The organism is Pseudomonas sp. D(2018) (assembly GCF_005502555.1).
GTDB lineage: Bacteria > Pseudomonadota > Gammaproteobacteria > Pseudomonadales > Pseudomonadaceae > Metapseudomonas > Metapseudomonas resinovorans.
This window is the reverse complement of the sequence record NZ_SCOK01000025.1, coordinates 18,826-37,187: the sequence shown is the minus strand read 5'-3', so window position 1 is coordinate 37,187 and position 18,362 is coordinate 18,826. Positions and strand designations below refer to the sequence as shown.

Sequence of the window (18,362 nt, the reverse complement as noted above, 5' to 3'; positions counted from 1 at the left end):
CCAAGGGTGGCGCAGCTGCCCCTGACAGAGTTCCCGAGACAGACCTTCGGCCTGCTTGGCGAGTGAATTCGCACCTACACCCACAGCCGCCCGCTGGCCACCAGCACTGAATGCCCGGCAATGCTCACCCGGTCGCCATCCAGGCGGCACCAGAGATCGCCGCTGCGGGTGGAGCACTGTTCGGCTCGCAGCACGCGCTTGCCAAGGCGATTCGCCCAGTAAGGAATCAGTGCGCAGTGGGCGGCCCCGGTCACCGGGTCCTCCTCGATGCCGATCACCGGTGCGAAGAAGCGCGAGACGAAGTCGTGCTTCATACCCGGTGCGGTGATGATCACGCCGGACCAGGGCAACTTGGCCAACGCCTTGAAGTCCGGCGTGCACTCGCGCACCGCCTGTTCCGACTCCAACACTGCCAGCAGGAAGTTGGCTCCCAAGGCATCCACCGGCGCCACACCCAAGGCGTGCTCCAGGTCCAGGGTCACGCCCACCTCCTGCGGTACCTGGGCCGGGAAGTCCAATGCCAGGCGGCCTTCCTCTTCGCGCGTCACCCGCAGCTCGCCGGACTTGCTCATGAACTCCAGGCGATTCCCGGGCTCCTGATAGAGCTCGAACAGCACATGGGCGGCGGCCAGGGTGGCGTGACCGCAAAGCGGCACCTCGGCCCTGGGGGTGAACCAGCGGATGTGCCAGGCATTGCCTTCCTTCACCAGAAAGGCGGTTTCCGACAGGTTGTGCTCGGCGGCAATGCGTTGCATGAGCTGCTCGTCGAGCCAGGCATCCAGGCGATAGACCACGGCCGGATTGCCGCCGAAAGGACGCTGGGTGAAGGCATCGACCTGATGGAAATCCAGCTGCATGACACGCTCCTTGGAGTGGGGACGGGAAGATTCAGCATGCCAGCCAGCAACGCCCCACGCACCGTACAGTGGCCAGGTTCTATCACGGATACAGCCAGCTCAGTCTAGCGGAGGCAGGCCATAGCGCTGCAGCAGCTCGTTCATCCGCCCGGACGCGCGCAAACGCTGGAGCCCGGCCTCGAACATCGCCGCATGACGCGGGCTGGCCTCCAGGGCCGGTGAAAATGCCAGGTAGATGGGTACATCGGGCGATCGGCAGCCAGCCTTGACCAGCTTGGCCTGCTGGCCACTTCCGGCCAGGTAGGCATCCATGACCCAGGCATTCTCGATGGTGGCGTCGATACGCCCGAGCAGGATCTTTTCCACGTTCATTTCCAGGGCCTGGTCACCGGATACCACCTGGACATGCGCCGGCTTGTCCCGGTTGATACGGATGTAAGTATCGAGCTCCTGGCCGTAGCTGTAGCCGTTGATGCTGCCCAGCCTGATCCCGGAAAGGGAAAGCAGGCCCTGGTAGCGCCACGTGGCACCGCGGGCAGCGTAGAAGCACATACGCGACACACCAGGCGCGGTGGGCGTGAACACGAAGTCGGGAGCGTCCTGGACGCCGGCGCCGATCAACGCATCCAGGCGACCATTGCGCGTGTCGTGGACAGCCCGCGCCCAGCTCACCTGGCGGTACTCCACGCGGATACCCGCCTCACCAAAGATTTCCTGCGCCAGTTCGACGAAGATGCCGGGCCGCTCCGAGCCGGGCTGGCAATTGATCGGACACCAGATGTCCCCGGCGATCACCAGGGTCTCTGCATGAGCCGACGGGAAGAGCAAAGGTGCGACCAGCAGGCCCAGTACCTGCCAGCGGCGCTTCAGCGACCCTCGCCCTTCTCCCATCCTGCCTCCCGGCGTCTATGCGGTGCCTTTACGCACCGCTGCGCACCCTTTGCACGGCATCCAGCCAGCCGTCATAAAGTTTCTTGCGGTGGTCTTCGGCCATGCGCGGGGCAAAACGTTGCTGACGATGCCAGTGACTGGCCACTTCGTCCAGATCGCGATAGAGCCCCACCTGCAAACCTGCGAGGTAGGCCACGCCCAGGGCCGTGGTCTCGGTGACTTCCGGGCGTTCCACCGGTACCCCGAGGATGTCGGCAAGGAATTGCATCACCCAGTTGTTCTCCACCATACCGCCGTCCACTCGCAGGGCACTGGGCGCGGCGGCGCCGTCCTGGGCCATGGCCTCCAGCAGGTCGCGGGTCTGGTAGCAGACCGACTGCAACCCGGCAGTGACGATTTCCTTGATACCCGTATCGCGGGTCAAGCCGAAGATGGCGCCGCGCGCGCGCGGGTCCCAGTAGGGCGCTCCAAGGCCGGTGAAGGCCGGCACCAGGTAAACGCCGCAGGCATCGCCGGTCTGCTCGGCCAGGGCCTCGGTATCGCGGGCGTGGCTGATCAGCTTGATGCCATCACGCAACCACTGCACCGCAGCGCCGGCAACGAAGATGCTGCCCTCCACCGCGTAGGTCACCTTGCCATTCAGGCGATAGCCAACCGTCGTCAGCAGGCGGTTGCGCGAGACCACGGGCTGCTCACCGGTGTTCTGGATCATGAAGCAGCCGGTGCCGTAGGTACTCTTCACCATGCCCGGCTGGAAGCAGGCCTGGCCGATCAACGCCGCCTGCTGGTCTCCGGCCATGCCGCGCACCGGGATGCTGGCGCCGAGCAAGCTGACTTCGGTATCGCCAAACTCTGCGGCGCAGTCGAGGACTTCCGGCAACAAGCTTGCGGGGATGTCGAACAGACGCAGCAGCTCTGCATCCCATTGCTGGCTGTGGATATTGAACAGCAGGGTCCGCGAGGCGTTGGTGGCATCGGTGCGATGCACCTTGCCGCCGGTCAGGCGCCAAAGCAGGAAGCAGTCCACGGTGCCGAAACGCAGCTCGCCGCGCTCGGCGCGTTCGCGGGCGCCTGGCACGTTTTCCAGCACCCAGCGCAGCTTGGTGGCAGAGAAGTAGGGGTCGATGAGGAGACCGGTTCGACTGGCCACATCCGCTTCATGGCCGGCGGCCTTGAGCGTGGCGCAGTAGTCGGCGGTGCGGCGGTCCTGCCAGACGATGGCCGGGTGGATGGGAGTACCGGTCACCGCGTCCCAGACCAGGGTGGTCTCACGCTGGTTGGTAATGCCGATGGCGGCGATCTCGGCCGGATTCAATCCGCTCTGCTCGATGGCCTCGCGACAGACCTTCAGGGTAGTCAGCCAGATTTCCTCGCCGTCATGCTCCACCCAGCCGTCCTTGGGAAAGTATTGCTTGAACTCCTGCTGGGCACGCGCCACTGGCAAGCCCTGGGCGCTGAAAACGATGGCGCGGCTGCTGGTGGTGCCCTGGTCGATGGCGAGCAGGTAATGGGCCATGGCGATGCTTCCTTGTTCTTGTTCTGGGCTTTTTATGGACGACCGATATCGGCGAACTGACCTTGAGTATGGGCGGCCAGGGTGTCGGCGGAGAGCTCGACTTCCAGCCCGCGCCGGCCAGCGCTGACATGCACGGTGTCGAAATTGCGCGCAGTGCTGTCGATGAAGGTACGCAGACGCTTCTTCTGCCCCAGCGGACTGATGCCCCCCACCAGGTAACCGGTGGTGCGCTGCGCCAGATTGGGATCGGCCATCTCCGCTTTCTTGACGCCCGCCGCATGGGCCAGCGCCTTGAGGTCGAGGCTGCCCACCACCGGCACCACGGCGACCAGCAGCTCGCCCTTCTCGGTGGCGGCGAGCAGTGTCTTGAACACTCGCGCCGGATCCAGGTTGAGCTTCTCGGCGGCCTCCAGGCCATAAGAGGGCGCCTTGGGGTCATGTTGGTAGCTGTGCACCTTGTGCTCAGCCTTGGCTTTCTTCAGCAGGTCGATGGCAGGCGTCATGTTCGATTATGAAAATCCGGCGACAGATTCGGCGTACCTTAACGGGAAAAACCGTCATTCGACAGCCCGCCGCTATAATGCCGCGCAAAACAAGGAGCCAGCATGAACCTGGGCCCCCGGCAACAAGACATTCTCGACCTCACCCGCGAGCGCGGCTACGTCAGCATCGACGAACTGGCCCAGGCGTTCGCCGTCACCCCGCAGACCATCCGCCGCGACATCAACCAGCTCGCCGAGCACGGCTTGCTGCGGCGCACCCACGGGGGCGCGGCCAGCGAAGCCTCGAGCACCCAGAACACGGCCTACGCCATGCGCGCCGGGCAGAACCGCGACGAAAAGCAGCGCATCGCCGACGCGGTAGCCGAGTACATCCCCGACCATGCATCGCTGTTCATCAACATCGGCACCACCACCGAAGCGATTGCCCGTGCCCTCATGGGCCACAAGGGCCTGAAGGTAATCACCAACAACCTGCACGTGGCCGCGCAACTGGCCGACAAGCCGGACTTCGAAGTCCTGGTGGCGGGCGGAACGGTGCGCAGCGACGGCGGTATCGTTGGCCAGGCAGCGGTGGATTTCATCCAGCAGTTCAAGGTGGACTACGCCCTGGTGGGCATCAGCGGCATCGACGAAGACGGCAGCCTGCTGGACTTCGACTACCAGGAAGTACGCGTCTCCCAGGCCATCATCGAGAACGCACGACACGTGTTCCTCGCCGCCGACTCCAGCAAATTCGGCCGCAACGCCGTGGTACGCCTGGGCTCCATCACCCAGGTCGACCGGCTGTTCACCGACCACCAGCCCTCCCCTGCCCTGACCCGCCTGCTGGCCGAGCACAAGGTGCATCTCGAGCGGGTCTGACCCCTTCCCAACTGTATGAATTTTTCATGACCACCCGGCGCGAAACCGCGCATCGGGCTAGTCATTTTCCGCTCGCTCGACTAGGCTACTTTCGAAACTGAACATTGAAAGTTCGATTTCGACCTTGGTGCCTGCCCATGAACCACAATCACTCCCCCATCGCCGAAGTCTATGACCTGGCGGTCGTCGGCGGCGGCATCAATGGCGTCGGCATCGCCGCCGACGCAGCCGGCCGGGGTCTGTCGGTATTTCTCTGCGAGAAGGATGACCTCGCCCAACACACCTCTTCGGCCAGCAGCAAACTGATCCACGGCGGCCTTCGCTACCTGGAGCATTACGAATTCCGCCTGGTGCGCGAAGCCCTGGCCGAGCGCGAAGTGCTGCTCGCCAAGGCGCCGCACATCGTCAAGCCCCTGCGTTTCATCCTGCCCCACCGGCCCCACCTGCGTCCGGCCTGGATGATACGCGCGGGCCTGTTCCTCTATGACCACCTCGGCAAGCGCAAGCACTTGCCTGCCTCCCGCGGCCTGCGCTTTGGTGCGGGCAGCCCGATGAAGGCGGAAATCACCCATGGGTTCGAGTACTCCGATTGCTGGGTCGACGACGCCCGACTGGTGGTGCTCAATGCCATGGCGGCCCGCGAGCGCGGCGCCCATGTTCATACTCGAACCCGCTGCGTCAGCGCCCGGCGCAGCAAGGGCCTCTGGCATATCCACCTGGAACGCGCCGACGGCAGCCTGCTGTCGATCCGCGCTCGCGCCCTGGTGAACGCCGCCGGCCCCTGGGTGGCTCGCTTCATCGAACAGGACCTCAAACAGTCGACGCCGTACGGCATCCGCTTGATCCAGGGCAGCCACATCATCGTGCCGCGCCTGCATGACGGCGAGCAGGCTTATATCCTGCAGAACGAAGACCGCCGCATCGTCTTCGCCATTCCCTATCTGGAACGCTTCACCCTGATCGGCACCACCGACCGCGAATACCACGGCGACCCGGCCTCAGTGGCGATCACGCCCGAGGAAACCCGCTACCTGCTGGAGGTGGTCAACCGCCACTTCAAGCGTCAGCTGAGCGAGCAGGACATTCTCCACAGCTATGCGGGCGTGCGCCCGCTGTGCGACGACGAGTCGGCCGACCCGTCGGCAGTGACCCGCGACTACACCCTGGCGCTTTCCGCCCACCCCGGCGACGCACCACTGCTCTCGGTGTTCGGTGGCAAGCTCACCACCTACCGCAGGCTCGCCGAAGCGGCCCTGGAGCAACTGACCCCCTGGTTCCCGCTCGCCAAGGGCGCCTGGACGGCGACCGCGCCGCTACCCGGTGGCGAAAAGATGGAAAGCCGCAGCGCTCTGGTGGAAGCCCTATGCGCGAGCTTCGGCTGGTTGCCCACCCACATCGCCCGGCGTTGGGTCAACCTCTACGGCAGCCGCTGCTGGCACCTGCTGCGCGACGTGCGAGAGCTGGCCGACCTCGGCGAACACCTGGGGGCCGGCCTCTACACGCGGGAAGTGGATTATCTCTGCCAGCAAGAATGGGCCGTCAGCGCCGAAGACATCCTCTGGCGTCGCACCAAGCTGGGCCTGTTCATGAGCGCTAGCCAGCAAGCTCGCCTGTCCCAGTACCTCAAACACGAATACCCGCGCCGGCCACGGGCGGATGCGGCGTAAGCCAACCATCCGCGAGCAATCCCTACCCTCCCAACTGCAAGGCGGCTCAGAGCTGTGCCACATGCCCCTCGGCGCGATGGGCCATGAGGTGCGGCAACACCGCGGATAACAGCGGTTCCTTGAAGGCGTCCTGGAAGCGATGGGCCAGGCCGGGAATCAACTTCAGCTCCGAACCCTTGATGTGCGCTGCCACATGCACACCGTGCATCACGGGCAGCAGCGGATCGGCAGTACCGTGCACCACCAGGGTCGGTACCTGCAGGCGATTGAGCATGTCGACGCGGCTTGGCTCGGCGAGAATCGCCAGGATCTGCCGCTGCACACCTTCGGGGTTGAAGGAGCGGTCATAGGCGCGGGCGGCCTGCTCCAGCAACTGCTCGCGATCATCACTGATCTCAGGGCTGCCCAACGCCGCCAGCAGGTCTGCCTGGTGCTGGAGGGCCACCTCACGACTCGGCGCCTCGCGCCGCGCCAGCAGTTCCAGCAGGGCCGAGTTGGGAGCCGGCAGGCCCTGGGCTCCCGAACTGGTCATTACCAGGGTCAGGCTGAGTAGCCGTTCCGGCGCCAGGTCGGCCAGGTGCTGGGCGATCATCCCGCCCATGCTGGCGCCCAGCACGTGGGCCTGCTGGATATGCAGCGCATCCAGCAGGCGCAGCGAATCGCCGGCCATGTCGCGCAAGCCGTAAGGTGCCGAGACTGGCAGACCGAGGCGGTAGCGCACCACTTCATAGGCCAGGTTCGCCGTGGGTACGGTGCCCGTCCAGGCCGACAGGCCGACATCGCGATTGTCGAAGCGAATCACCCGGAAGCCGCTCTTGCAAAGGCGCTGCACCACCTCGTCCGGCCAATGGATCAGTTGCCCGCCCAGGCCCATGATCAGCAGCAGTGCCGGGTCCCGCTCACGGCCCACGCTCTGGTACGCCAGGCGCACCTCGCCCAGGTCGACAGTCTCCGTCGGCGCGGTCACATCGCAGCGGGTATCGGCAAAAGTAAAGGAAGGCAGGCCGCAAATGAGCGCGGCGAGCAGGATCAGCACACGCATGATGGAAATCCAGAACGCAAAACCCCAGTTGAACGCGATTCTGATGAATTCCTTGCGTTCGCTCTGCCACAGAACCGTGACAATTTCATGACGAGCGCTGAACGGTCATTGCCAGGCCCAGGGCGGCGGCCGATCCGGCCGCTGCCTCGGGCCCGGACTCAGGCGCCCACCTGGCGCAGAGGGGCGCTAGTGCGTTGGGCGGTTTCCCAGTTGTCGGCAAGCCCCACCGGCATGTCCTCGGGCGCCAGTGGCCGGCGCCCGCGCACCAGGTCCGAGGCACGCTCGGCGAGCATGATGGTCGGCGCGTTGAGGTTGCCGTTGGGCTCCGTGGGGAAGACCGACGAATCGATAACCCGCAACCCCTGGATGCCGCGCACCCGCAATTCGGAATCCACCACCGCCATATCGTCCTCGCCCATGCGGCAGGAGCCGCAGGGGTGCATGGTGCTTTCCATGTTGGCACGCACGAAGGCGTCGATCTCCTCGTCCGTCTGCACCGCCGGGCCGGGTGCCAACTCTTCACCACGGTAGCGGTCCATGGCGGGCTGGCCGATGATTTCGCGGGTCAGGCGCACACAGCGACGGAAGCCTTCACGGTCCTCCTCGCTCTCCAGGTAGTTGAAACGAATTTCCGGATGCTCGTAGGGGTCGGCCGACACGGCGCGGACATGCCCCCGGCTTTTCGGCTTGTTGGGGCCGGTCAGCACCATGAACCCGTGCCCACGGAACGGCTTGTCACCGTCGTAGCGCATCGCCGCCGGCAGGAAGTGGAACTGGATGTCCGGCCAACGCAGCCCCTGTTCGGAGCGGATGAAACCACCCGCCTCGAAGTGGTTGCTGGCACCCAGGCCGTCCTTGAACAACAACCAGCGCAGGCCGATCAGAGCCTTGCCCAGCAGCCCCATCTTGCCGTTGAGGGTGATCGGCTCCTTGCAGGCGTACTGGATATAGATTTCCGAGTGGTCCTGGAGGCTTTCCCCCACACCCGGCAAATGGTGACGGACTTCGATGCCAGCCTGCCTCAGCACCTCCGTCGGGCCAATGCCGGAACGCTGCAGCAGGTGAGGCGAGCCGATGGGGCCCGAGGACACCAGCACCTCGCGATTGCAGTGAACGGTGTGGGTCTGGCCACCCTGGTCGTACTCCACGCCCACCGCGCGCTTGCCCTCGAGGAGGATGCGCCGGGTCATGGCGTGGGTGACCACCGTCAGGTTGGGCCGCTCCATGGCCGGGCGCAGGTAGGCGTTAGCGGTGGACCAGCGCACGCCATCCTTCACCGTCATGTGCATGGCGCCGAAACCTTCCTGCATGTAGCCGTTGCAGTCGTCGGTCTTGATGTAGCCGGCCTGCGCACCCGCCTCCACCCAGGCGCCATACAGCGGGTTCTGCATGTTGTTGCCATTGTTGGTGGCCAGTGGGCCGCTGGCGCCGCGGTAGTCGTCGCCGCCGAACTTGTACGTCTCGGCACGCTTGAAGTAAGGCAGGCAGTTCCGGTAGCCCCAGTTCTTCGCCCCCAGGCTTTCCCATTCATCGAAGTCATAGGCGTGGCCGCGGATGTAGACCAGGCCGTTGATGGAGGACGAGCCACCGAGCACCTTGCCTCGCGGACAGTGCAGTCGACGGCCGTCGAGATGCGGCTCGGCCACCGTCTCGTAGCGCCAGTTGTACTTCTTCGTGTTCATCGGAATGGAGAAGGCGCTGGGCATCTGGATCAGCACGCTGCGGTCACTGCCGCCGAACTCCAGGACCAGCACGGACGTGCCGGCATCCTCGGTCAGACGGTTGGCCAGCACACAACCGGCAGAACCCGCGCCGATGATGATGTAGTCGTATCGCTTATTCATTGCTGTAACCCTTTGCGGTGAGGCCCAGGGCCTCGGTCTTGCGGTCGCTGCTCTTTGGGTAGGCGCCCCAGCCCAGGCGGGCAGCCAGCACGCGGGTCAGTGCGTAGTGGACCACCCCGGCCAGCAGGCAGGACGGCAGGGAGGCGGTGGCGAACGTGAAGAAGGTGGTGTTGGCCAGGGTCTGCGGGTTGAACACCACCACGTAGATGGCGAAGCCCGCTACCAGCGCAACCAAGGCGGCCGGATTGAAACCGCGCCAGAAGCGGAATGGCGAGTGCGCTTCGTCTGCGTAGAGATGGCGCAGGTTCAGGCGCTGCCGGCGGAGGAAGAAGTAGTCGGCTATGCCGATACCCGCCAGGGCGCTATTCAAGGCCGAGGTCCACACCAGGAAGATGAAGAAGCCGTCGTAGATACCCGGTGCGAACAGCACGATCAGCCCCGGCGCCACGCAGAACAGCACCACCAGCCACTCCCATCTCATCTCCCGCAACGTCTGCCCGGCCAACTGGCGCAGACCTACAATGGACGTGTAGAGGATGTTCACCATGCTGGTGACGTTGGCGAAGGCCACGAAGCCCAGGGCGATGACGCCGAAGGTCAGGCCGCCGATGCGGGTCATCCACACCGTCGGGTCGCTGTCACCCAGCGCGGAGGCGGCCAGCAGCCCCACGACTTCGCCCAGAACGGCGGCGGCGAAGATGCCGATGATGTTCGGCCAGTAGGATGTCCGCTGGTTCTTCGACAGGCGCGCCAGGTTGCCGACATAGGGCCACCAGGAGAACCCGGCGGCCATGTTCACCTCGACGGCGATCATGAAGTTCACTCGCTTGTCGTCGAAGGGTGCGTCCAGCGCGGGCAGGGCCATCAGCTCGGAGAAGTCATGCTCACTGAGGATCATGTAGAACATCGCGCCCATGATCAGCACCAGCGCCGGCGCGACGATGGTGTTGAACACCTTGATCGACGTCGGCCCCTTGGCGACCACGAAGCCGGTCAGGACGATGGCGAAGAAACCGGAGGCCAGTACCAGCCAGCCGTCGGCATCGGTCTTGTGCTCGGACACCAGACCGGTGAGACCGTCGATGGAGCGGCCGAACATCAGCCCCAGCACCGCCAGCCAGCCCATGGTGAGGAACACTACCGCCAGCACGTACACCAGCCGGCTGCCGTTGCCGCCGAACATGCTGCGCAGAAAGGTGAATTGCTCGGTGCCGTACTTGCCGCACGGCACGCAGGTAGCGAAGGTGGTCAGCAGCACGCCGAGAATGTTGCCGATGACGATGGCGGCAATTCCCTGCATGGGCCCGACGAACAGCGCTGTGGCGCCACCGATGAGGAAGGCCCAGGTAGCGATGGCCAGGGCGGAGTTGGCGTAGGTGAATTCCCAGAAACCCCACATGCGTTCGGCGGGTAGCAGCGGCGTGTCTCCCCGCTCCGCTTCTAGGCTGTGATTGACCGGTTCGTGATTGGCCATGGCTCAATACCCCCAGAGGTAGAAGCCGACGACCAGGACCAGCGTCATCAGGGTGGTTGCGATGTAGTCGACGGCGGTCAACGCCCCCGGCCACTCCTTGCTCTCTTCCAACTGCTCGTACACGCGTATGCGTCTTTCAAGCTCCTGCGCACGATCGATATCGGGTTGGCTGTTCATCTGGGCATCACCTCAAGGGGTTCTTGTTATTGAAATTCGATGCATCCCGGCCAGTGGCCACCGGCGCCGAAGCCCCGGTGGCGGGTTCCGCCCCACTCCTCAGGGCAGTGTGATCCACACGGCTTTGGTTTCCAGCAGGTATTCCAGTTGCTCCGCCCCGAGGTCCTTGCCATAGCCCGACTGCTTGTAGCCGCCGAAGGGCATGGAAGGGTCGATGGTGCTGTGGGCATTGACGTACACCGAACCGGCACGCAGGCGCGGAATCAGGCTGTGAACGCGACCGAGGTCGTTGGAGTAGAGCGCGGCGGCCAACCCGAAAGGCGAATCGTTGGCCAGGGCCAGCACCTCTTCCTCATCGTCGAAGGGGGCGGTCACCAGCACCGGGCCAAAGATCTCTTCCTGGACGATGCGCATGTCATTGCGGCAGTTGGCGAAGATGGTCGGTTGCACGAAGAAGCCGGGGCCTTCCACGGGCACGCCGCCGTAGAACAGCTCCGCACCTTCCGCCTTGCCGGCCTCGATGTACGCCAGCACGCGTTGCTGCTGCTCGCGGGACACCATCGGGCTGATGAAGCAATCGGGGTCCAACCCGGGCGCAATCTTCAGGGTTGCGGTGTAATCGGCCAGCTCGCGCAGGAACTCGGCGTAGACGCTGCGATGGACATAGGCACGGGTGCCGGCGTCGCAGACTTGCCCGGAGTTGAAGAACACCCCGTTGGCCACCGCCTGGGCCGCTGCCTTCAGGTCGGCGTCGGCCAGGACGATCACCGGTGACTTGCCGCCCAGCTCCAGGGTCAAGCGCTTCATCTGGTCCATGGCTGCCTTGCCTACCGAACATCCCACCGGGGTCGAGCCGGTAAAGCTGAGCTTGTCGATGCCCGGGTGGCTGGCCATGGCCGCCCCCACCACGCTGCCGCGCCCGGTAACGATGTTCACCACGCCGCCGGGAATGCCCGACTCCTGTACCAGCTCGGCGAAGCGCAAGGCCGAGAGGGAAGTCAGCTCCGCAGGCTTCACGACCACGGTACAACCTACCGCCAGCGCAGCCCCAAGCTTCCAGGCCATGGTTTGCAGCGGGAAGTTCCAGGGCACGATCACCCCCACTACGCCCACCGGCTCCTTGCGGGTGTAGGCCAGGTAATTGCCGGGCAGCGACGGCTCCACGGTACGGCCATGAATCTTGCTGGCCCAGCCGGCGAAATAGCGGAAGGTGTCGATGGTGCCCTGGATATCCACCGCGCGGGCCTGAGTCACGGACTTGCCCATATCGATGGATTCGATCTCGGCCAGCTCATCGGCATTCGCTTCGATCAGGTCGGCCAGTCGATGCAGCAGACGCTCCCGCTCCAGGGGCTTGAGTTGACGCCAGGGGCCGCCATCGAATTGCGCGCGGGCGGCTTGCACGGCGCGATCCAGATCATCAGCCGTGCCCATGGGAATGCGCCCGAGCACACCTTCGCTGGAGGGTTCGATCACGTCGGCGCTGGCACCGTCGGAGGGGTCCTGCCAGGCACCGCCGATGAACAGCTTCCTGGGCCTGGAGAGGAAGTGTTGGGTCGCTTCGGAAACGCCGAATTGCTGCAGGTAGTTTTTTGTTCTGGTGTCCATCGTCGCTCTCGTCTTCATGCGCAGGTCGCGTGGAGGGAATGACGGCGAACAGGTCTTGCCAGGGATCGCCGTTGAGCTGACTATGGCCCCGGCCTAACATTGGTAAAATGCAAAATATCAGATACATGAATCGGCATTTACCGAAACATCTGATGGCGGGAGGTTGCGATGATCCAGCTCTATGACGTCGACCTGAAACTGCTGCGAGTTTTCGAGACCATCGTCAAATGCGGCGGCTTCTCTGCTGCCCAGGCCGCTCTCAATGTCGGCCAGTCCACCATTAGCGAACAAATGACCCAGTTGGAGGCCCGCCTCGGGGTGAAGCTCTGCCAGCGCGGGCGCAGCGGCTTTCGCCTCACCGAGCAGGGCGTGGCCATCCACGAAGCGACTCAGCGCCTGCTATCGGCGGTGGAGGCCTTCTGCATGGACGCCGACGTGCTGAAACAGCACATCAGCGGCACCCTCAACCTCGGCATCATCGACACCACTATCACCGACCCGGACTCCCCCCTCCCAAGCACGACCCAGCGTTTCGTCGCGCGTGGGCACGATGTCCATCTCAGCGTTTACGTGGGCACCCCGTCGGAGCTGGAAGAGCGAGTCCTGGACGGTCGCCTGCACCTCGCCATCGGCCACTTCCCGTTCCGTGTTCCAGGCCTGAACTACTCGCCGCTCTACCAGGAGGCGCTAGGCCTTTACTGCGGCCGCCACCACCCGCTGTACGGCTGCGAAGCGGATGACGACGAACTGCAGCGGCAGATCGCTGCCTCGAAGCTGGTAGCACGCGGATTCATGCAGCAAAGCGATCTGGAACTGGTCGGCGCAAACCGCGCCGCCGCAACGGTCGACAATATCGAGGCACTGGCGATCCTGATCATCTCCGGCGCCTACCTGGGCTTGCTGCCCCGGCATTTCGCCGCCCGCTGGGTAGACAGTGGCGACATGCGTCCGCTGCTTCCCGAACGCCTGGCGCCGTCGGCCAGCTTCGACGCCATCACCCGTCGTGGCGTGGCGCCGCCGCCCATACTGCGGGCATTTCTCGATGACCTGGCCAGCAGCGCACTGCACGTCTGAGCCCCCTTCCCCACTGCGAAGAGGGGAAGGAAGCCCCCCTTCAACGGCAGTTGAACTCCGCCCGCAACTGCCGCGCGGCCGCGACCATGTTCACCAGCGCCGCCTCGGTTTCCGGCCAGCCACGGGTCTTCAGGCCACAGTCGGGGTTGACCCAGAGACGTTCGGCAGGAATGCGCTCGGCGGCCTTGCGCAGCAGCTTGGCCATCTCGGCACTGTCCGGCACCCGTGGTGAGTGGATGTCGTAGACGCCCGGCCCGATCTCGTTTGGATAAGCAAAAGCCTCGAAGGCATCCAGCAACTCCATGTCCGAGCGCGAGGTCTCGATGGTGATGACGTCGGCATCCATCGCGGCGATGGACTCGATCACATCGTTGAACTCGCTGTAGCACATGTGGCTGTGGATCTGGGTTTCGTCCTGTACGCCACTGGCGGTCAGGCGGAAAGCTTCGGTCGCCCAGTCCAGGTAGGCCTGCCAATCGGCCTTGCGCAGCGGCAAGCCTTCGCGGAAAGCCGCTTCGTCGATCTGCACGATGCGGATGCCGGCCTCTTCCAGGTCCAGCACTTCGTCGCGGATGGCCAGCGCCAGCTGCCTGGCCTGCACCTCGCGGGGCACGTCCTCGCGGGGGAAGGACCACATCAGCATGGTCACCGGGCCGGTCAGCATGCCCTTCATCCACTTGGCGGTCAGACCCTGCGCGTACGTGATCCACTCCACGGTCATGGCTTTCGGGCGACTCAGGTCGCCGAAGATCACCGCCGGCTTCACGCAACGGGAACCGTAGCTCTGCACCCAGCCGAAGCGGGTGAAGACATAGCCATCCAGCTGTTCGGCGAAGTATTCGACCATGTCGTTGCGCTCAGCCTCGCCATGCACCAGGACGTCCAGGCCCAGCTTCTCCTGCACGTCCACCGCGTGCCGGATTTCGCTGTGCATGGCCTCGGTGTATTCAGCGTGGGAAAGCTTGCCCTGCTTGTAGGACTGGCGCGCCAGACGAATGGCAGAGGTCTGCGGGAAGGAGCCGATGGTGGTGGTCGGGAACGCCGGCAGGTACAGACGCTCATGCTGCTTGGCGATACGCACGGCGAAGGGCGACGGACGTTGGCTGTCTTCCGGTTTCAGAGCCGCCACGCGAGCCTGCACGGCCGGATTGTGGATGCGCGGCGAGGCAGCACGGCCGGCCTGCACGGCACGGCTGGCGGCCAGGGCTTGCAACACGTGCGGCGCTTCCGGCTCGGTCAGGGCGCGGGACAATACGGCGACCTCCTCGCACTTCTGCACAGCAAAGGCCAGCCAGCTCTTCAGTTCGGCATCCAGCTCGTCTTCGCGAACCAGATCGACCGGGCTGTGCAGCAGCGAACAGGACGGTGCCACCCAAAGACGGTCGCCCAGGCGCTCGTGGGCATGGCGCAGCACGTCCAGCGCCTTGTCCAGGTCGCAGCGCCAGACGTTGCGGCCGTTGACCAGGCCAAGGGACAGCACCTTGTAGGCCGGCAGGCGGTCGAGGATGGTCGGATACTGCTCGGGCGCGCGCACCAGGTCGATGTGCAAACCATCGAGCGGCAGGCCGGCAGCCAGGCCGAGGTTGTCTTCCAGGCCGCCGAAATAGGTGGCGATCAGCTTCTTCAGCGGATCTCTCTGCAGCAGGTTGTAGGCGCGCTCGAAGGCGTTCTTCCAGTCCTGCGGCAAGTCCAGCACCAGGATCGGTTCGTCGATCTGCACCCATTCCACACCTTGGGCAGCCAGGCGCTGGAGAATCTCGCCGTAGACCGGCAGCAGTCGCTCCAGCAGGTCCAGCTTGTCGAACTCGCCCCCCTTGGCCTTGCCCAGCCAGAGGTAGGTCAGAGGGCCGATCAGTACCGGTTTCACTGCGTGGCCCAAGGCGTGAGCTTCTTCCACTTCCTCGAACAACTGCTCCCAGCTCAGGGTGAATGGCTGGTCGGCGGAGAATTCCGGTACCAGGTAGTGGTAGTTGGTGTCGAACCACTTCGTCATTTCCTGGGCATGGGCACCGCCGCAGCAGCCCTTACTGACGCCTCGCGCCATGGCGAAGAGCGTGTTCAGGCTGGCGTTGCCATTCTCTGGCCGGAAGCGCTCGGGAATCACGCCGAAGGTCAGGGAATGCGTCAGCACCTGGTCGTACCAGGCGAAGTCACCCACCGGCAGCAGCTCGATGCCGGCTTCCTTCTGCAATTGCCAGTGCTCGGCACGCAGTTGCCGGCCGACGGCGCGCAGGCCGGCTTCATCCAGTTCGCCCTTCCAGAAGGCTTCCTGGGCTTTCTTCAGCTCTCGGTCACGGCCGATGCGCGGGAAGCCGAGGGAATGAGACAGGGCCATGTTGTCGAATCTCCATGCAAATGATGGAGCCAATTGTCGACAGCCCATGGCACTTGAGACAAACTCAACTTATTCGCATTGATCTCAAATTCTATTCATGGAGAGCACCATGCTCGAGCTGCGCCATCTCAAAACCCTGCACGCGTTGCGCGAAGCCGACAGCCTGGTGGAAGCTGCCGAACGCCTGCACCTGACTCAGTCCGCCCTCTCCCACCAGTTCAAGGAACTGGAAGAGCGCCTCGGCATGCAGCTCTTCGTGCGCAAGACCAAGCCCGTTCGATTCACCAGCGCCGGCCTGCGCCTGTTGCAGCTGGCCGACAGCGTGCTGCCGCAACTGCGCAGCGCCGAGCGGGACATGGCCCGCCTCGCCGGCGGCACCGCAGGCCGTCTGCACATGGCCATCGAGTGCCATAGCTGCTTCCAGTGGCTGATGCCGACCATCGACCAGTTTCGCGATGCCTGGCCCGAAGTGGAGCTGGACCTCGCCTCAGGCTTCTCCTTCGCCCCCCTGCCCGCCCTGGCCCGAGGGGACCTGGACCTGGTGGTGACGTCCGACCCCATCGACCTCGCCGGCATCACCTATGTGCCGCTGTTCACCTACGAGGCGCTGCTGGCGGTGGACAACCAGCACGCCCTGGCCAGCAAGCCATTCATCGTTCCCGATGACCTCGCCAGCCTGACCCTGATTACCTACCCGGTGGAACGCGACCGCCTGGATATTTTCACCCGCTTCCTCGAGCCGGCCGACGTGGAGCCCGCCCAGGTGCGCACCTCGGAACTCACGGTGATGATGATGCAGTTGGTCGCCAGCGGTCGCGGCGTCTGCTGCCTGCCCAACTGGGCCTTGCACGAGTACAGCTCGCGCGGCTACGTCACCGCCAAGCGTCTGGGTGAGAAAGGCCTGTACTGCACCCTGTTCGCGGCGATCCGTGCCGATATGCTGGATGCGCCTTTCATGCGCGACTTCCTGCTGACGGCCAAGGACACGTCGTTTGCCACCCTTGAAGGGGTATGTGCGGCGCGCTGAACAGTCCCTCACCGGTGACTCGCGCCTGATATGACGGGCGGTGTTTTGCTAGAACGAAGCCAGGCCCGACAAAGGGCTGGTGGATGTGAAAAGCGACATCCACCCTACCTGTCAGTCCGTAGCTTCGCCCCCTTCGATCACCTCAAGGGCGCATCGGAATTGTCGGCCCCAGGTAGGCATTCGCCTGCTGGATGTCGTCCTCACCCAGTGAGCCCACCGACGAAGCCAGGCGCAGGCGCGACAGCAGATATCGCAACTTGGCCTCCAACAGGTCACGGCGGGCGATGAAGGCCTGCTCCTCGGCATTGAGGATGTCCAGGTTGGTACTGGTGCCCGCCTGGAAGCCCTTGCGCGCCGAGTCCTGCGCCCGTTCGCTGGACACCACTGCGGTCTCCAGTGCGCGCACCCGCTGCTCGCCGCTCTGCACACCGCGAAACTCACGAGTAGTGCCCGACAGCACTTCCTCGCGGCTGGAGTTCAACTGGTCGTTGGCCAGCTCGCGGTTGGCAGACGCCTGACGCACCTGGGCGCTGGTGGCGCCGCCGGCGAAGATCGGCATGCGGAACTCCACGCCCACCGAACCGTACTTGTTCGTCTGGTCCTGGGTAGAGACCGAATCGCTTTCCGAATCGTTGTAGGCCGCGACGAAGTCCAGGGTCGGCCAGTGCCCGGCCCTGGCCCGGCTCACTTCTTCATCGGCGATGTCCAGACTGCGGCTACGGGCAATGATGGTCGGGTTATTGGCCCGTGCGTCGTTGATCCAGTCCTGCAGGCTTGGGGGCTCCAATGGTGGCGTAGGGAACTCGGTACGCAAGGTGGACATCTGCTCCGGCAGCACGCCAAGCAGTTCCTGCAGCAGGCGCCGTGCCACCAGCAGGTTGTCCTCGGCTTCGATCAGCTCCGCCTGGGCCAGGTCGCGCCGAGCGGACGCCTGATCGACATCGATCACCGTCCCGTCACCCAGCTCGTAGCGTCGTTTGGCGGCCATCACCTGGTTCTCCAGGTTCTTCAGCTTGGCGTTGGCCAGGTCGATGGTTTCCAGCGCTAGCAGCACGGCGAAGTAGCGGCTAGCCAGACTGACTGCCGATTCCTGCGTCTTGGCATCGAACACTGCGTCACTGAACAGGGTGCGTTGCTTGCCTTGGCGGAACTCCGCCATCCGCTGCTTGTTGAACAGCGGTTGGCGCAGCTCCACCACCGCCCCCCTTGAGTCGTACTCCAGGTCGCTCTCCACGGAGCTACCGAAGACATTGTCCTGTTCGCTGGTCCCGTCCACCCGTTTCCAGTAGACGGTGCTACTGATGTTCGGCAGCAGGCCGGCCTTGCCCAGTTCCTTGTATTCCTGGCCGGCCTGGCGTTCGTGCACCGAGGCCAGGTAGGTCGGCCCCTGATTCTGGTAAACGTTCCAAGCTTCGCTGAGGTCCATGGCCGTCGCAGGCAGGGCGACGGCTCCGAGAAAACCGGCTAGAGCCTTCCGGAGTCTCAT

The 18,362-nt window shown here is 64.5% G+C and carries 15 protein-coding genes; 4 read left to right on the top strand and 11 right to left on the bottom strand.

All coding sequences use genetic code 11. The annotated features are described in order from the left end of the window. Positions 1-74 precede the first annotated feature (74 nt). The 4 genes from FFS60_RS16865 to ybaK form a co-directional block, all read right to left on the bottom strand. A complete protein-coding gene (locus FFS60_RS16865) occupies positions 75-857 on the bottom strand; it encodes a PhzF family phenazine biosynthesis protein (protein ID WP_028626290.1) in 783 nt (260 codons plus the stop codon). 99 nt (positions 858-956) lie between these two features. Beyond that, positions 957-1,748 (bottom strand): ABC transporter substrate-binding protein, encoded by a 792-nt coding sequence (locus tag FFS60_RS16860; protein WP_028626289.1) that lies wholly within the window; start codon positions 1,746-1,748, stop codon positions 957-959. 28 nt (positions 1,749-1,776) lie between these two features. After that, positions 1,777-3,264 (bottom strand): glycerol kinase GlpK, encoded by a 1,488-nt coding sequence (gene glpK, locus FFS60_RS16855; RefSeq protein WP_137822610.1) that lies wholly within the window; start codon positions 3,262-3,264, stop codon positions 1,777-1,779. Between the two features lie 32 nt (positions 3,265-3,296). Next, positions 3,297-3,767 carry a Cys-tRNA(Pro) deacylase gene (ybaK, locus tag FFS60_RS16850; RefSeq protein ID WP_028626287.1) on the bottom strand — a complete coding sequence of 157 codons (471 nt, stop codon included), beginning with the start codon at positions 3,765-3,767 and terminating at the stop codon, positions 3,297-3,299. A 102-nt stretch (positions 3,768-3,869) separates the two neighbouring features. Here ybaK and FFS60_RS16845 point away from each other — a divergent pair, with 102 nt between their 5' ends. Together FFS60_RS16845 and glpD are read left to right on the top strand one after the other, a co-directional pair. After that, a complete protein-coding gene (locus FFS60_RS16845; protein WP_028626286.1) occupies positions 3,870-4,628 on the top strand; it encodes a DeoR/GlpR family DNA-binding transcription regulator in 759 nt (252 codons plus the stop codon). A 137-nt stretch (positions 4,629-4,765) separates the two neighbouring features. After that, positions 4,766-6,295, top strand: a complete 1,530-nt coding sequence (glpD, locus tag FFS60_RS16840; protein ID WP_137822609.1) for a glycerol-3-phosphate dehydrogenase — start codon at positions 4,766-4,768, stop codon at positions 6,293-6,295. A 46-nt stretch (positions 6,296-6,341) separates the two neighbouring features. On the opposite strand, the gene FFS60_RS16835 is transcribed toward glpD, so the two are convergent. The 5 genes from FFS60_RS16835 to FFS60_RS16820 form a co-directional block, all read right to left on the bottom strand. Further along, positions 6,342-7,337 (bottom strand): alpha/beta fold hydrolase, encoded by a 996-nt coding sequence (locus FFS60_RS16835; RefSeq protein WP_137822608.1) that lies wholly within the window; start codon positions 7,335-7,337, stop codon positions 6,342-6,344. A 158-nt stretch (positions 7,338-7,495) separates the two neighbouring features. After that, positions 7,496-9,181: a choline dehydrogenase gene (betA, locus tag FFS60_RS16830; protein WP_028626283.1), complete on the bottom strand. Its 1,686-nt coding sequence runs from the start codon at positions 9,179-9,181 to the stop codon at positions 7,496-7,498. Beyond that, entirely contained in the window at positions 9,174-10,655 is a 1,482-nt protein-coding gene (locus FFS60_RS16825; RefSeq protein ID WP_137822607.1) for a cytosine permease, read from the bottom strand. Before FFS60_RS16825 ends, betA begins: the two co-directional genes overlap by 8 nt. 3 nt (positions 10,656-10,658) lie before the next feature. Continuing rightward, entirely contained in the window at positions 10,659-10,832 is a 174-nt protein-coding gene (locus tag FFS60_RS28710; RefSeq protein ID WP_171016533.1) for a hypothetical protein, read from the bottom strand. Between the two features lie 99 nt (positions 10,833-10,931). Continuing rightward, positions 10,932-12,440, bottom strand: coding sequence for an aldehyde dehydrogenase (locus FFS60_RS16820; RefSeq protein WP_137822606.1), 1,509 nt, complete (start codon positions 12,438-12,440; stop codon positions 10,932-10,934). A gap of 168 nt (positions 12,441-12,608) precedes the next feature. Here FFS60_RS16820 and FFS60_RS16815 point away from each other — a divergent pair, with 168 nt between their 5' ends. After that, complete coding sequence (locus tag FFS60_RS16815; protein WP_028626280.1) at positions 12,609-13,514, top strand: LysR family transcriptional regulator; 906 nt, start codon at positions 12,609-12,611, stop codon at positions 13,512-13,514. A 40-nt stretch (positions 13,515-13,554) separates the two neighbouring features. Here the strand turns inward: FFS60_RS16815 and metE are convergent, their stop codons facing one another. Continuing rightward, positions 13,555-15,849 (bottom strand): 5-methyltetrahydropteroyltriglutamate--homocysteine S-methyltransferase, encoded by a 2,295-nt coding sequence (gene metE, locus FFS60_RS16810; protein WP_137822605.1) that lies wholly within the window; start codon positions 15,847-15,849, stop codon positions 13,555-13,557. Between the two features lie 109 nt (positions 15,850-15,958). Between metE and metR the strand changes: the two genes are divergently transcribed. Next, a complete protein-coding gene (gene metR / locus FFS60_RS16805) occupies positions 15,959-16,876 on the top strand; it encodes a transcriptional regulator MetR (RefSeq protein WP_137822604.1) in 918 nt (305 codons plus the stop codon). A gap of 142 nt (positions 16,877-17,018) precedes the next feature. Here the strand turns inward: metR and FFS60_RS16800 are convergent, their stop codons facing one another. Then, the gene (locus FFS60_RS16800; protein WP_028626277.1) at positions 17,019-18,362 is read right to left on the bottom strand and encodes a TolC family outer membrane protein; all 1,344 of its coding nucleotides are present in this window, start codon (positions 18,360-18,362) and stop codon (positions 17,019-17,021) included.